This window comes from Sphingopyxis sp. (assembly GCF_050725655.1).
Classification (GTDB): Bacteria; Pseudomonadota; Alphaproteobacteria; order Sphingomonadales; family Sphingomonadaceae; genus Sphingopyxis.
Genome location: NZ_JBOHHT010000055.1, coordinates 1 through 13,846 on the forward strand (window position 1 = coordinate 1; position 13,846 = coordinate 13,846).

General features: G+C 66.1%; 12 protein-coding genes. 6 read left to right on the forward strand and 6 right to left on the reverse strand.

The genetic code is table 11. The features are described 5' to 3' along the window. Positions 1-79: 79 nt before the first annotated feature. From ACREBX_RS07745 to ACREBX_RS07760, 4 genes are all read left to right on the forward strand, one after another. Positions 80-1,597, forward strand: coding sequence for an acyl-CoA carboxylase subunit beta (locus ACREBX_RS07745; protein WP_431561177.1), 1,518 nt, complete (start codon positions 80-82; stop codon positions 1,595-1,597). Between the two features lie 31 nt (positions 1,598-1,628). Continuing rightward, positions 1,629-2,762, forward strand: coding sequence for an acyltransferase family protein (locus ACREBX_RS07750; RefSeq protein WP_431561178.1), 1,134 nt, complete (start codon positions 1,629-1,631; stop codon positions 2,760-2,762). A 10-nt stretch (positions 2,763-2,772) separates the two neighbouring features. Next, positions 2,773-2,970 carry a hypothetical protein gene (locus tag ACREBX_RS07755; RefSeq protein ID WP_431561179.1) on the forward strand — a complete coding sequence of 66 codons (198 nt, stop codon included), beginning with the start codon at positions 2,773-2,775 and terminating at the stop codon, positions 2,968-2,970. 82 nt (positions 2,971-3,052) lie between these two features. Next, the gene (locus ACREBX_RS07760; protein ID WP_431561180.1) at positions 3,053-4,162 is read left to right on the forward strand and encodes a S41 family peptidase; all 1,110 of its coding nucleotides are present in this window, start codon (positions 3,053-3,055) and stop codon (positions 4,160-4,162) included. 182 nt (positions 4,163-4,344) lie between these two features. Here the strand turns inward: ACREBX_RS07760 and ACREBX_RS07765 are convergent, their stop codons facing one another. Then, the gene (locus ACREBX_RS07765; protein ID WP_431561181.1) at positions 4,345-4,824 is read right to left on the reverse strand and encodes an N-acetyltransferase family protein; all 480 of its coding nucleotides are present in this window, start codon (positions 4,822-4,824) and stop codon (positions 4,345-4,347) included. A 200-nt stretch (positions 4,825-5,024) separates the two neighbouring features. On the opposite strand from ACREBX_RS07765, the gene ACREBX_RS07770 reads away from it, so the two are divergent. Next, positions 5,025-5,969, forward strand: a complete 945-nt coding sequence (locus ACREBX_RS07770) for a nuclear transport factor 2 family protein (protein ID WP_431561182.1) — start codon at positions 5,025-5,027, stop codon at positions 5,967-5,969. Positions 5,970-6,244: 275 nt separating this feature from the next. Here ACREBX_RS07770 and ispG read toward each other — a convergent pair whose 3' ends face one another. Continuing rightward, on the reverse strand, positions 6,245-7,396 hold the full coding sequence (ispG, locus tag ACREBX_RS07775; protein WP_431561183.1) for a flavodoxin-dependent (E)-4-hydroxy-3-methylbut-2-enyl-diphosphate synthase: 1,152 nt from the start codon (positions 7,394-7,396) through the stop codon (positions 6,245-6,247). 261 nt (positions 7,397-7,657) lie between these two features. On the opposite strand from ispG, the gene ACREBX_RS07780 reads away from it, so the two are divergent. Beyond that, positions 7,658-8,410, forward strand: a complete 753-nt coding sequence (locus tag ACREBX_RS07780) for a TorF family putative porin (RefSeq protein ID WP_431561184.1) — start codon at positions 7,658-7,660, stop codon at positions 8,408-8,410. Between the two features lie 81 nt (positions 8,411-8,491). Here the strand turns inward: ACREBX_RS07780 and ACREBX_RS07785 are convergent, their stop codons facing one another. The 4 genes from ACREBX_RS07785 to ACREBX_RS07800 form a co-directional block, all read right to left on the reverse strand. Beyond that, positions 8,492-9,640 (reverse strand): alpha-hydroxy acid oxidase, encoded by a 1,149-nt coding sequence (locus ACREBX_RS07785; protein ID WP_431561185.1) that lies wholly within the window; start codon positions 9,638-9,640, stop codon positions 8,492-8,494. A gap of 94 nt (positions 9,641-9,734) precedes the next feature. After that, entirely contained in the window at positions 9,735-11,003 is a 1,269-nt protein-coding gene (locus tag ACREBX_RS07790; protein WP_431561186.1) for an FAD-dependent oxidoreductase, read from the reverse strand. Further along, a complete protein-coding gene (locus ACREBX_RS07795; RefSeq protein ID WP_431561188.1) occupies positions 10,993-12,648 on the reverse strand; it encodes an amidohydrolase in 1,656 nt (551 codons plus the stop codon). The genes ACREBX_RS07790 and ACREBX_RS07795 overlap by 11 nt, the downstream gene beginning before the upstream one ends. Positions 12,649-12,794: 146 nt before the next feature. After that, positions 12,795-13,673 (reverse strand): NAD(P)-dependent oxidoreductase, encoded by an 879-nt coding sequence (locus ACREBX_RS07800; RefSeq protein ID WP_431561187.1) that lies wholly within the window; start codon positions 13,671-13,673, stop codon positions 12,795-12,797. Positions 13,674-13,846 lie beyond the last annotated feature (173 nt).

Sequence of the window (13,846 nt, forward strand, 5' to 3'; positions counted from 1 at the left end):
CCCCAACCCCTCCCCTGAAGGGGAGGGGCTTCTCACTTAAGGCATGACGTTTCCGTCAACGTCAGTTAGCCTTCATCGCATGAGCTGGGAAAAAGAGATCGACGAACTCGGGCAGCGCCGCGCGATGGCCGAGAAGATGGGCGGCGAGGAAAAGGTCGCGCGCCAGCATGGGCGCGGCAAGATGGACGCGCGGGCGCGGCTTGCGGGGATCGTCGACGCGGGAAGCTTTCGCGAGATCGGCAAGATTGCGGGCCGCGGGCGCTATGGCGCCGATGGTGAGCTGGAAGACCTTGCCGCGAGCAATTTCATCTTCGGGCGCGCGAATATCGACGGGCGGCCGGTCGTTGCGTCGGCCGACGATTTCACCGTGCGCGGCGGCGCGGCCGATGCGGCGCTGCACCGCAAGTTCGTCCAGTGCGAGGCGATGGCGCATGAATATCGCCTGCCGCTGATCCGCATGATCGATGGCACCGGCGGCGGCGGGTCGGTCAAGACGCTCGAGGATATGGGCTATACCTACATCCCGCACGTGCCCGGCTGGGACGAGATTATCGCGAACCTCGACACCGTGCCGGTGGTGGCGCTGGCTTTGGGGCCGACCGCAGGGCTGGGCGCGGCGCGCGTCGTCGCGAGCCATTACAGCATCATGGTGCGCGGGCTGTCGCAGCTGTTTGCGGCGGGGCCGGCGGTCGCGGCGGCGATCGGTGATACGCTCGATCGCGAGGAACTGGGCGGGACCGATGTGCATACGCGCAACGGCGTGGTCGACGACGAGGTCGCGAGCGAGGCCGAAGCCTTTGCGGCGGCGCGGCGGTTCCTGTCGTATCTGCCGTCGTCGATCCATGACCGCGCCTTGCGGACGCCGTGCAGTGATCCGGTCGACCGGCGCGAGGAGTCGCTGCTGTCGATCGTGCCGCGCGAGGCGAAACAGGTCTATTCGATGCGGCGGATTACCGGCGCGGTGTTCGATCAGGGCAGCTTGTTCGAAATGGGCGCGCGTTGGGGGCGCGCGGTGATCACCGCCTTTGCGCGATTGGACGGTTATCCGGTGGCGGTGCTGGCGAGCGACCCCAGCTATCTGGGCGGATCATGGGATGCGAAGACGAGCGAGAAGGCCGAACGGTTCGTCAAGCTGGCCGACCAGTTCCGCCTGCCGATCGTCCATCTGGTCGACAATCCGGGTTTCATGATCGGCGGCGAGGCCGAGCGGGCGGGGACGATCCGCTATGGCGTGCAGGCGATGAACGCGATCTACCGTGCGACGGTGCCGCTCGCGTCGGTCGTGGTGCGGCGCGCCTATGGCATCGCGGGCAGCGCGATGTCGAACGCCGAGCGTTTCCAGTACCGCTTCGCCTGGCCGTCGGGCGACTGGGGGAGCCTGCCGATCGAGGGCGGGGTCGAGGTCGCGTACAAGAGCGAGCTCGAGGCCGCCGAGGATCCGGCGGCGCATCTGGAGGCGATCCGCGAGCGGCTCAACCGCGTACGCTCGCCGTTCCGCACCGCGGAGAAATTCGGGGTCGAGGACATCATCGACCCGCGCGATACGCGGCCGTTGCTGTGCGAATTTGCGGAGCTCGCCTGGCGGGTGCTGAAATAGATATATCCCTTATCGTGGGGAGAGGAAGCCTATGACCGGCGTACGCCATCACGGCATGGACTGGCTGCGGATCGGGGCGTTCGGGCTGCTGATCCTCTATCATATCGGCATGGTTTTCGTGCCGTGGGGCTGGCATGTGAAGATCGCTGCGCCGCTCGATTGGGTGCAGTTGCCGATGCTCGCGACGAACAGCTGGCGGCTCGCGCTGCTGTTCCTCGTGTCGGGTTATGCGAGCGCGGCGCTGTTCGCAAAGCTGGGTGGCAGCGGCGCCTTTGCACGGTCGCGAAGCGCGCGGCTGTTGATCCCGCTCGCCTTCGGCATCATCGTCATCATCCCGCCGCAGCCGTGGATCGAACTCGTCGGCCAGCATGGCTATCGGCATGGCTTCCTGCATTTCTGGGCGCATGACTATTTCCGTTTCGGATCGCTGGGCGGGATCATTCTGCCGACGTGGCAGCATCTGTGGTTCGTCGTCTATCTGTGGGTCTATACGATACTCGCCGCGGTCCTGCTGGCGGCGGTGCCCCGCGCGATCCGGACCCGGATCGCCGATGGCGCGGCGCGGTGGCTCGGCGGCTCCGGGGTGATCGTCTGGCCGCTCGCGGCGTGGCTGCTCATCTATGCCGCCTTCCCCGATCATGACGAGACGCATGCGCTGTTCGACGACGGACCGTCGCATCTTCACTATCTGATCCCCTTCCTTGTCGGCTGGCTGCTCCGGGTGCGGCCGCAGCTGTTCGACGCGGTGGCGCGCTGGTGGCGCGTCGCGCTGACCATCGCGGTCGTCGCGTTCGGGATTGTCGCATGGATCATGTGCCTCTGGCTAACCGGGGCGCAGCCCGCCGATTGGGGGCGGCTGCCGTTCAATATCGCGCATCTGGTGCAGGGTTGGGCGACGATCGTCGCATTGGTCGGGATTGCCGACCGTTACTGGAACCGCGATCATCCGTCGCGCACAACGCTCGCCGAGGCGGTATTCCCCTTCTACATCATCCACCAGACGATCATCGTCGTGGTCGGCTGGTATCTGTTGCAAGCGCGCGTCGCGGCGCTGCCGTCGTTCCTCGTCCTCGTTGCGACGACGACACTCGGATGCTGGCTATTCTATGTGATCGGGCGCAACATCGGCTGGCTGCGGCCGCTGATCGGACTGCAGCGCAAATAGGGAGGACGACATGGGGGCATTGAAAGGCGTCTTGGCGATCGTCGGCATTGCGGCGATCCTCGTCGGCGGGCTGTGGGTGCTGCAAGGGCTCGATATGGTGCGCTGGCCCGCAAGCAGCTTCATGCTCGGCGACACGGTCTGGACCCGCAACGGCGTCATCCTCGCGGTCGTTGGCCTCGTGCTGGTCTGGTTCGCGCGAAAGAAATAATCGAAGTCGACTACAAATGTAGTTGATCTGTATTGTCGATATGATACACTTTTCTCCGGCCGGGGCTGGATTGGAGATGAGGATGATTCGTTCTTCGCGCATTTTGCCTGCGTTGCTGCTCGCCGCCGGGATGGCGGTCGTGCCGATATTGGCGCCGCCCCCCGCCTATGCGGCGGACGAGGCGAGCGCCGATGCGGTCGCCGAAAAATATGCGGCCTTGCTCGAGCGCGACTATGTCTATCCCGAGACGGGCAAGCGTTATGCCGCGGCGATCCGCGCGGGCATTGCGGCGGGGCGCTACAGGACACTCTCCGGCCCGGCGCTGGGCGAGGCGATCGATGCCGATGTGAATGCCGTCGCGCCCGACGGCCATTTGCGCCTGCGTGCACTCGAAGCCGCGGTCGCGCCGGCAGCCGCGGCGCCGGGCGCTGCCGCGCCCGTGCGCCGCCAGCCGAAGGCGCCGGTCGAACAGGCGGGCTGGATCGCGCCGGGGATCGCCTTTGTGCGCTTCAACGTCTTCCCGCAGGACGAAGCCGTGACGGCGGCAGCGGCGAAGTTCATGGCCGACCATGCCGATGCCAAGGCGATCATCTTCGACATCCGCACGCATAATGGTGGCGGGCTCGACCAGATGGACGTGATCTTTCCGTGGTTGTTCTCGGAACCGACGCGGCTGGTGACGATGGCGACGCGCGCTTCGGTCGATGCGCGCGGCGGCTCGCCGATCGACGGGCTGGCCTCGATGCGCGTCGTAAAGGGCGACGCGGGCATGGTGGCGCGCGAACATTGGGCGACGCCGAATGCCGACAAAAGGCTGCGCGATGCGAAAGTCTATGTGCTGACATCGGGCGCGAGCGCGTCGGCGGCCGAGCATTTTTCGCTCGCGATGAAGCATAGTGGGCGCGGCACATTGGTCGGCGCGCCGACCGCGGGCGCCAATCATTTCGGCAGCGGCGAGGATCTGGGCGGCGGCTATGGCGCCTTCATTCCGGTCGGGCGGACTTATGATCCGGGGACCGGAAAGGATTGGGAAGGCGAGGGCGTCTTGCCCGACATCGCGGTCCCGCCCGCAGACGCGCTGGCGCGCGTGCTCACCGACCTTGGCGTGGCGCCCGCCGAAGCCAAGCGCTTGTCTGATGCGCATATGCCGAGCTGGCCGATGGAACGGCGGAGGCCACGCGGGGTGAAATAATCTCTATCCTCCCCCTTGATGGGGGAGGCAGCGAGACTTGCGAACTTGTTCGCTAGTCGCAGCGGTAGGGGTGCGTTTCGGCCCGAAGCGATGGCGCGAGGATGCGCCCTCACCCCCATCCAACTCCGCCTAATCGCTGCGCGATAAAGCTTCCTATCCTTCCCCCATCGAGGGGGAAGGGACTAGCTGGACGCCAGCTCCGTCAGCGCGTCGCCATCGACGCGCATCACCGTCCACTCGTCCATCAGCTTGGCGCCGAGGCTCTGGTAGAAGCCGATCGAGGGCGTGTTCCAGTCGAGCACCCACCATTCGAGACGCGCGCAGTCGCGTTCGACGCACAGTTTCGCAAGATGCGCGAGCAGTGCCTTGCCGAGTCCCGATCCGCGCGCTTCGGGGCGCACGAACAGATCTTCGAGATAAATACCCGGGCGCCCCTCGAAGGTCGAGAAATTGTGGAAGAAGAGCGCGAAACCCTGCGCCGTGCCATCGATCTCGCCGATCACCACCTCGGCATAGGGACGCGGGCCGAAGAGCTTCTCGCCGAGCTTCGCTTCGTCGAAGCGGACCTCGTGCGCGAGCTTTTCATAGTCGGCGAGGTCGCGGATGAACTGCGCGATCAGCGGCAGGTCGGCGGGGGTGGCGGGGCGGATCGAAAGGGTCACGCGGATTATCCTGCAAAGAGCGACGTCGCGGCGCTTTTAACGAGGATGGTACGGGGGGCAATGCCGGACGACCAGAAGCTGCGCCCTTGTCGCCGCGTCAGCGTCCTGTAATCAGGACGGCGAACCGGATGAAGCAGACGACGGGAGATACCGATGCTCGAACCCAGTGACGTGGTCGATCCTGACGGCGGGATCGCGTGGTGAGCGCGCGATGGCTGGTATTGGCCTTGCTGATCGCAGCGACGGGCGCTCCGGCAGTTGCGCAATCTGCGCCCGCCGCATCGCCCGAGAAGGCCGCGCGCGATGGCCAGCGCGATTTCGATTTCGAGATCGGGACCTGGGTGACCGACGTGCGCGTCCTGCGCAATCCGCTGTCGGGCAAGCCGCCGGTCTGGGCCGAATATCGCGGCACCAGCCTGGTTCGCGGCCTGATGGATGGCCGGGCGAACAGCGTCGAGCTGTCGGTTGCGGGGCCAGCGGGGAAGATCGAGGGCATATCGCTGCGGCTCTATGATCCCGGCGCGCGCCAGTGGAGTCTCAACTTCGCCAGCCTGCGCGATGGGGCGCTGACCCCGCCAGTGGTCGGCGGCTTCGATGCCGACGGGCGCGGCGTCTTTTATGGCTATGACAAGCTTGGTGAGCGACCCATCCGCGTGCGGTTCGTCATCACACCGGTGTCGACCGACGAGGCGCGGTTCGAGCAGGCGTTTTCGGCCGACAATGGTGCGACATGGGAAGTGAACTGGATCGCCGTTGATCGGCGACTGGACGCCGCCGCGTTGCCCGCCGATCTTGTGCAAGCGCTTGAGGCACACAACCGGGCGACGGTGCACAAGGACATCGCGGCGCTCGGTGCGTTGGTGACCGACGATTATCTGCTCGCGAACTCGGATGCGACCACGCAGGACAAGCAGTCGTATCTCGCCGATTTCGAAATGCCCGACTTCCGGATCGAGCCGTTCACGATCGAGCAGCCGATCCACCGCGTCGATGGCGACACGGCGATGACCGGCGGGCTGATGACGCTGCGCTGGACGCAGGCCGGACGCCAACAGAGCCGCCGCCTGCGCATCGTGCATATGTGGATCAAGCAGGGCGGGAGCTGGCGGATCGCTTATACGCAGCTAACGCGAGTTCCGGGCTAGGGTCCGTACTCAATTACAGCGCCGTCGAGGTTTGAAGCAAAATGGCTCGGTGCGAGGAGAGAAGGCGCAGGAATATGTCGATATTTCGAGACTTCTCGACGAAGCACTGGGCCATTTTGATCAAATCCCTTTGGGACGTCCAAATGGCTTCCATCTCGATCCGAAAGCCGCTTGCAAGGGCAACCAGCCCTCGCGGCGCGCCTTTCGGCCCGATCTGTTCGCCATTTGGGCGCCTCGACGGCGCTGTAATTGAGTACGGACCCTAGGGGGCATCCTTACGCCGCTTTGCCGTGCAGCGTGTCCATGCTCACCGAACTGCCCGCGTCGATTTCGGCCGCCTTGGCTTCGACGAGCTTGACGATATGGCTGATCATGTCGGCGTCCTCGACATGATGGTCGGTGACGCCCGACAGGAAGACCATATGCTTGCCGTTGCCGCCGCCGGTGATGCCGATGTCGGTTTCGCGTGCTTCGCCGGGACCGTTGACGACGCAGCCGAGGACCGAGAGCGACATCGGGGTCTTGATGTGGCCGAGCGCCTCTTCGAGCGCCTGGACGGTGCGGATGACGTCGAAACCTTGCCGCGCGCAGCTCGGGCACGACACGACGCGGACGCCGCGGGTGCGCAGGCCGAGCGACTTCAGGATTTCATAGCCGACGCGGACTTCCTCTTCGGGTTCGGCCGAGAGCGACACGCGGATCGTGTCGCCGATCCCGGCCCAGAGGAGGTTGCCGATGCCGAGCGCGCTCTTGACCGTGCCGCCGATCAGTCCGCCCGCCTCGGTGATCCCGAGGTGGAGCGGGCAGTCGACCGCGTCCGCAAGCTGCGCATAGGCAGCAACCGCGAGGAAGACGTCGCTCGCCTTCACCGCGACCTTGTAATCATGGAAATCATGGTCCTGGAGCAGCTTGATATGGTCGAGCGCGCTTTCGACGAGCGCCTCGGGGCAGGGCTCGCCATATTTTTCGAGCAGGTCTTTCTCGAGGCTGCCGGCGTTGACCCCGATGCGGATCGCGCAGCCGTTTGCTTTTGCGGCGCGGACGACCTCGCCGACGCGCTCGGATGAGCCGATGTTGCCGGGGTTGATGCGCAGGCACGCGGCGCCGGCGTCGGCGGCTTCCAATGCGCGCTTATAGTGGAAATGGATGTCGGCGATGATCGGGATGCGCGATGCGCGGACGATCTGGCCGAGCGCCGCGGTCGATTCGGTGTCGGGGCACGACACGCGGATCAGGTCGGCGCCGGCTTCCTCGCAGCGGCGGATCTGGTCGATCGTCGCGACGGGATCGCTGGTCAGCGTGTTGGTCATCGTCTGCACGCTGATCGGCGCGCCGCCGCCGACGGGCACATTGCCGACCATGATCTGGCGGCACTCGCGCCGCGCAATGTCGCGCCAGGGGCGCAGGCCGGGATTATGATCGCTCATGGTGCGGGCTCGATAAGAAAGGGAGATATGTGCCGCTCTTTAGCGGCCCGAGGGCTGCTTGGCAAAGCCCGGCGTATATCCTGGCGGCTGTTGCGCGAAAGACACAGTCTGACGCCGATTCGTCACTTTGCGCAATTTTCGTTTGTGCATCGCAGCAAAATCGGCAATTTCGAGGGTGTTCGTCGTTACAGGCCCGTACGAAGAGGCGTGAACACGCAACGCAGGCTGGGACGATCCGTTTTTTATCTAGGGGGATCACCCATGAAGTTTCTTACCAAAGCGTGTTTCGGCATGCTGCTCGCCGCGTCGGCCCTGTCGACGCCCGCCTTCGCCCAGGAAGAAGAAGCGGCCAGCGGCCCGTTCACGCTTTCGGGCGGCATCGCGGTCACCTCGGACTATCGCTTTCGCGGCATTTCGCTGTCGAATGAAAAGGTCGCCGTGCAGCCGACGCTGACCGTCAGCCATGAAAGCGGCCTTTACGCCGGCGTCTGGGGCTCGTCGCTGCCCGACAGCGATGCCTATGGCAAGTTCGAACTCGACCTCTACGCCGGCTTCAACACCGAAGTCGCGTCGGGCACCACGGTCGACCTCGGCGTCACCTATTACACCTATCCCGGCAGCCACGATGGCGGCGCGCCGACCGACTATTTCGAAGGCATCGGCAAGCTGTCGCACGACATCGGCCCCGTCTCGGTCACCGGCATGGTCGCCTATGCGCCGAAGCAGAATTCGCTTGGCGACGCGGACAATATCTATCTGAACCTCGGCGCCGGCCTGGGCATCCCCAACACGCCCGTCACGCTGACCGCGGGCATCGGCTATAATGACGGTTCGCTGGGTCTCGTGTCGCCCGACGGCAAATATATCGACTGGTCGATCGGCGCTTCGGTGCCTGCAGGCCCGCTGACCTTCTCGGTCCAATATATCGACACCGACGTCAAAAAGTCGGGGGTCAAGGCGGTCGATACGCTTTACGATCCAACCGTGGTCTTTACGCTGGGCGCATCTTTCTGATCGCCTAGCGGGTCAGCGACCACGCGCTAAGGGGACGGCTTCGGGGGAGGCCGTCCCCTTTTTCGTGTGCGAAAGCCGGTGTCAGCGCCAGCGCAGATTGTGCGGGCCGAGATCTGCGAGGGTCCTGGCCCCCATCAATTTCATGCCGCGCTCCATTTCGGCGCGCAGCAGCGCGATCGCGCGCGCGACGCCGTCCTCGCCCGCCGCGGCGAGCGCATAGAGATAGAGGCGGCCGCCCGAGCAGGCTTTCGCGCCGACCGACAGCGCTTTCAGCACATGGGTGCCGCGCGTGATTCCGCCGTCGCAGATCACTTCGAGCTTGTCGCCGACCGCATCGACGATGTCGGCGAGCGCGTCGAAGGGGGAGATGCTGCCGTCGAGCTGGCGCCCGCCATGGTTGGAGACCATGATCGCGGTGGCGCCGATGTCGGCGGCGCGCTTCGCATCTTCGACCGCGACGATGCCTTTCAGGCAAAAGGGGCCGCCCCATTGCTTGCGGATCGCCTCGGCGCGTTTCCAGTCGAGGCTCTGGTCGAGCATCGAGGTGAAATATTCGGCGACCGATTTGGGCACGCTCGACCCCTCGGACACGTGCGCGTGGAGGTTGGGCAGGCTGAATTTTTCGCGGAGCATATAGTTAAGGCCCCAGTCGGGCTTTGCGGCGTAGCTGAGCATATTGCGCGCGGTGAAGCGCGGCGGCGAGGTGAAGCCCGAGCGCAGGCAGCGTTCGCGGTTGCCGCCGACGATCGTGTCGACCGTGAGCGCGACGGCGTCGAATTTTGCATCACGCGCGGCGTCGAGCATTGCGCGGTTGAGCCCCTCGTCGTGGTGGACGTAGAGCTGGAACAGCTTGGGGCCGTCGGTGAGCGCGCCCGCTTCGGCGAGGCTGATCGTCGCGAGGCTTGAGATGCCGGCGACGGTGCCGGCGTTGGCGGCGGCGCGGAGCACCGCGCGCTCGCCCTGCCAGTGGAAGAGGCGCTGGAGCGCGGTCGGCGACAGAAAGAGCGGCATCGCCATCTCGCGCCCGAAGAGCGTTGTGCGCATGTCGACGCTCTCGACCCCGGCGAGGACGCGCGGGATGAGGTCGCAGCTGTCGAAGGCTGCGCGGTTGCGGCGGCGGGTGACTTCGTCGTCGGCGGCGCCGTCGATATAATCGAACACCGGCCAGGGCAGGCGGCGCTTTGCGAGCGCGCGGAAATCGTCGATATTGTGGCAGTCGGTGAGTTTCATACGCCCCCTGTTCCCCGTCATTGCGAGCGTAGCGAAGCAATCCAGAGCGGTTTATGCAACTCTGGATTGCTTCGCTACGCTCGCAATGACGAAACTAAAATACCGTCCGCGCCGCCACCGTGCCCTTGGCCCCGAAGCTGAAGCGCGGCTCGACCGCGAGATCCTTGTCGAGGATATGCGCCGCGATACGTTTCCCGACCGCAGGGCCGTTCTTGAACCCATGCCCCGACCCGCCGCCGACGAGCCAGACATGCTCCTGCCCCGGAAAGCGGTCGATCAGGTAATCGCCGTTCGAGCTATTCTCATACTGGCAGACGCGTCCGCCGAGCAGTGGCGCCGACGCGAGGCCGGGGAAGCGGCGCTGCATATAGGCGCGGGCCTCCGCGATGCCCGCGGGGGAGAGCTGGCGCTCCATCGTGTCGGGATCGACCGCCGGACCATGGACGTCGATCGCGATCTTGAATCCCGCACCTTCGAGGTCGGGGATGCCATAGACGATGCGGCCGTTGTTGAAGTCGGCCCACACCGGAAGTTCGGGCGGCGTGAAGCGGCTGTCGCCCTGCGGCGCCCCGAAATGATAGACTTCCTGCCGCGTTGCGACGATCTTGCCGCCGAGTTGCTGCGGGAAGAGTTCGGCGATCCACGGGCCCGCGGCATAGACGAGATGGTCGGCGGTGCCGCCGTCGGGCAGCGTGTGGCGCTTCGTCTTTTTCGAAAAGAGCGGTGCGGGCATGACGACGCGCTCGACCTCGATCTGGGCATCGGCGATCAGTTCCTGCACCCCGCGGCCCGCAATCAGCGCGCCGGTCTCGGTTTCGAGGATGCCGGTCTCGCCCTGATAGAATTGGATCTGGCGATATTTGTTCTGGAGCCAGCTGACGTCGCCATGCTCGTGGCCGATGCGGTTCGCCTGCAGCCACGCGAGCGATTGCGCGGTGTAGGCATCGCCCTGTGGCGCGAACCAGAGGACGCCGGTGTTATGGAAGATCGGCGCGCTCGCGGTGTCGGAGAGGTCTTTCCAATATTTGAGCGAGTCGCGCGCCATCTCCGAATAGAGGGTGTCGGCGCCGTAACCCATGCGGATGACTCGGCTTGTCCCGCCCGACGAGGCGCGTGCGTTGCCCGCGCCATAGGCGTCGAACAGCCGCACCGACTTGCCCGCGCGGAGCAGGTGCCATGCCGTCCACGCGCCGAACACCCCGGCGCCGATGATCGCGACGTCGACGTGCTGGACCTTGGGCTTGGCGGGCTTGCGTTTTTTCGGCTTGCGTTCCCTGCGCTCGGCGGCCGCCGCAGTTGCTGCAATCGGCAGCGCGGCGAGGCCGGTGAGCAGCGCGCGACGGCTCGGCACGTCAGCGGCCAACGGTCGCGCCCTCCTTCTTCTTGTAATAGCGATAGCCGCCGATCCAGGTTTCGAGCGGGGTCATGCGGCGAATCTCGTCGGGGCTCGCGAGCATCGGGTCGGCCTCGACGATCAGGAAGTCGGCGCGCATTCCGGGCATCAGCGTGCCGATGCGATCCTCGGCAAATCCGGCGAAGGCGGCGGTGCGCGTGAAGCCGTCGAGCGCGGTTTCGCGGGTGACGATCTCTTCGGGGCGCCAGCCGCCGAAGGGTTCGCCCTTGGCATCGGTGCGCGAGATTGCGGCGGCAATGCCGGGGAAGGGGTTGGCGCTTTCGACCGGCACGTCGGAGCCGAAGGCGAGGCGCACGCCGGCGTTTTCGAGGCTGCGCCACGCATAAGCGCCCTTGAGGCGATCGGGGCCGAGGCGCGCTTCGGCCATCGCGCGGTCGCTCGTCTGGTGGACCGGCTGCATCGAGGCGATGACCTTGAGCGTTGCGAAGCGCGGGATGTCGACGGGGTCGATGATCTGCGCATGTTCGATGCGCCAGCGGCGCTCGCCGGGCAGGTCGGCGGTGAGGTCGGTGATCGCGTCCAATGCCTCGGCATTGGCGGCGTCGCCGATCGCATGGATCGCGACCTGGAACTTGTCCATCGACGCGCGCACCATCTTGTTACGGAGCTGGGCGGGGGTGAGCAGAGCGAGGCCCTTTTGTCCCGGCGCGTCGCTATACGGTGCCTTCAGCCAGGCGCCGCGCGAGCCCAGTGCGCCGTCGAGATAGAGCTTCACCCCGACCATGCGCAGGCGGTCGTCGTAGAGCCAGGGGGTCGGTTCGCTGCCCGCGATGATCGCCATATTGTCGATGTCGCCGCCGTAGGAGAGGATCCGCACGGCGAGCTGTTTCCTGTCGCCGGCGCGGCGGTACGCCTGCCAGTCGGCGATGCTCGTGCCCATGTCGGCGATCGCGGTGATGCCCTGTTCGAGCAGTTTCTGCTGCGCGAGGTAGAGCGCGCGGTCGAGGTCGCGTGCGAGCGGCTTGGGCTTGGCGCTGTCGACGAGGCTCATCGCGGCGTCGACGAAGACGCCGCTCGGCTTGCCGGCTTCCATTTCGATGCGGCCGCCTTCGGGCGACTTGCTCGCGGGGGTGATTTTTGCGGCGGTCATCGCCGCCGTGTTGGCCCAGCCCGCGTGGCCGTCGACGCGTTCGAGCCAGACGGGGCGGTTCGGCACCGCGGCGTCGAGGTCGGCGGCGGTCGGGAAGCGGCCGAGACCCCATTTTTCCTGATTCCAGCCCGAGCCGATGATCCACGGCATTTCGGGATTGTCGGCGGCATATTTGCGGATCGCCGCCTGCGCTTCGGCAAGGCTGCTGGTGTTCGACAGGTCGAGCAGCATCAGCTGGAAGCCGAGGCCCATGACATGACCGTGCGCGTCGATCAGGCCGGGGATGAGGGTCTTGCCCTGACCATCCTGTTTGAAATCGGGGCGTTCGGGGCGCTTGTCCTTGCGGTCGAGGAGCTGCTTGACCTTGCCCTGCGTGTCGATGACGAGGCCGGTGAAGCGGACGAGCTTGCCGTCCTTGTCGAGCGTGATGCCGTTGACATTGTCGACGAGCGTGTCGGCGTGCGCGGGGGCGGCGAGGGTGAGGGCGGCGAGCGCAGCCAAGATTAAGCCCCTCCCCTTCAGGGGAGGGGTTCGGGTGGGGGCTCGCGAGGTAGCGTAAGGCCGTTGGCCCCCACCCGCTGCGACTAGGCAGCGAGCTGCCAAGTCTCGCTGCCCTCCCCTGAAGGGGAGGGCGTAGATTCCGCGGCCGCTCACTTCGGCAACCTCGTCACGAGCGAGCTGGTATCCCTTCGCCCGCCGCCCGCCTTTTGCACATCGGCATAGAATTGGTCGACGAGGCTGGCGACGGGCAGGGTCGCGCCATTGACGCGCGCCTCATCGAGCGCGAGGCCGAGGTCCTTGCGCATCCAGTCGACCGCGAAGCCGAAGTCGAATTCATCCTTCGCCATCGTGCCCCAGCGGTTGAGCATCTGCCAGCTCGCCGCCGCGCCGCCCGAAACCGCCTCGAACACCTTGTCGGTGTCGAGCTTCGACGCCTGCGCGAAACGCAGCGCTTCGGAGAGCCCCTGGACCACCCCGGCGATCGCGATCTGGTTGACCATTTTCGTCGTCTGCCCCGCGCCGGGGCCGCCGATATGGACCATGCGCGCGGCATAGGCGTCCATCACCGGCGCGGCGGCGTCGAACGCCGCCTTGGTGCCGCCGCACATGATCGAGAGCGTGCCGTTCTGCGCGCCGGCTTCGCCGCCCGAAACGGGGGCGTCGAGACAGAGCAGGCCGAGCCCATCGGCCTCGACCGACAGCTGGCGCGCGATGCGCGCCGACACCGTGGTGTGATCGATGAACAGCGCGCCCCCCCGCATCGCCTTGAATGCGCCGTCGCGGCCGAGCGTGACCTGCGCGAGATCGTCGTCGTTGCCGACGCAGGTCAGGACGACATCGGCGTCTCTCGCGGCCTCGGCCGGTGTCGATGCCGCCGCGCCGCCGTGCTGCGCGATCCAGGCATCGGCCTTGGCGCGCGTGCGGTTGTAAACGGTGAGGTGGTGGCCCGCCTTGACGAGGTGCCCCGCCATCGGTCCGCCCATGACGCCGGTGCCGATGAAGCTGATGCGCAATTTTTGTTCGCTCATGGCGAGGGGTCATAACGGCGGTTTGTGTGTGGCGCTAGGTGGCGCGCATAAAGCCCCTCCCCTTCAGGGGAGGGGTTGGGGTGGGGGCCGACGGCGTAGCGCAAGGCCGCCGGCCCCCACCCGCTGCGACTGAAGAACAAGTTCGCAAGTCTCGCTGCCCTCCCCTGAAGGGG

Coding starts and splice junctions, on each gene's coding strand:
- ispG (WP_431561183.1), bottom strand. CDS start 7,396: ATGAGCGATCATAATCCCGGCCTGCGCCCCTGGCGCGACATTGCGCGG.
- ACREBX_RS07750 (WP_431561178.1), top strand. CDS start 1,629: ATGACCGGCGTACGCCATCACGGCATGGACTGGCTGCGGATCGGGGCG.
- ACREBX_RS07780 (WP_431561184.1), top strand. CDS start 7,658: ATGAAGTTTCTTACCAAAGCGTGTTTCGGCATGCTGCTCGCCGCGTCG.
- ACREBX_RS07785 (WP_431561185.1), bottom strand. CDS start 9,640: ATGAAACTCACCGACTGCCACAATATCGACGATTTCCGCGCGCTCGCA.
- ACREBX_RS07745 (WP_431561177.1), top strand. CDS start 80: ATGAGCTGGGAAAAAGAGATCGACGAACTCGGGCAGCGCCGCGCGATG.
- ACREBX_RS07760 (WP_431561180.1), top strand. CDS start 3,053: ATGATTCGTTCTTCGCGCATTTTGCCTGCGTTGCTGCTCGCCGCCGGG.
- ACREBX_RS07800 (WP_431561187.1), bottom strand. CDS start 13,673: ATGAGCGAACAAAAATTGCGCATCAGCTTCATCGGCACCGGCGTCATG.
- ACREBX_RS07755 (WP_431561179.1), top strand. CDS start 2,773: ATGGGGGCATTGAAAGGCGTCTTGGCGATCGTCGGCATTGCGGCGATC.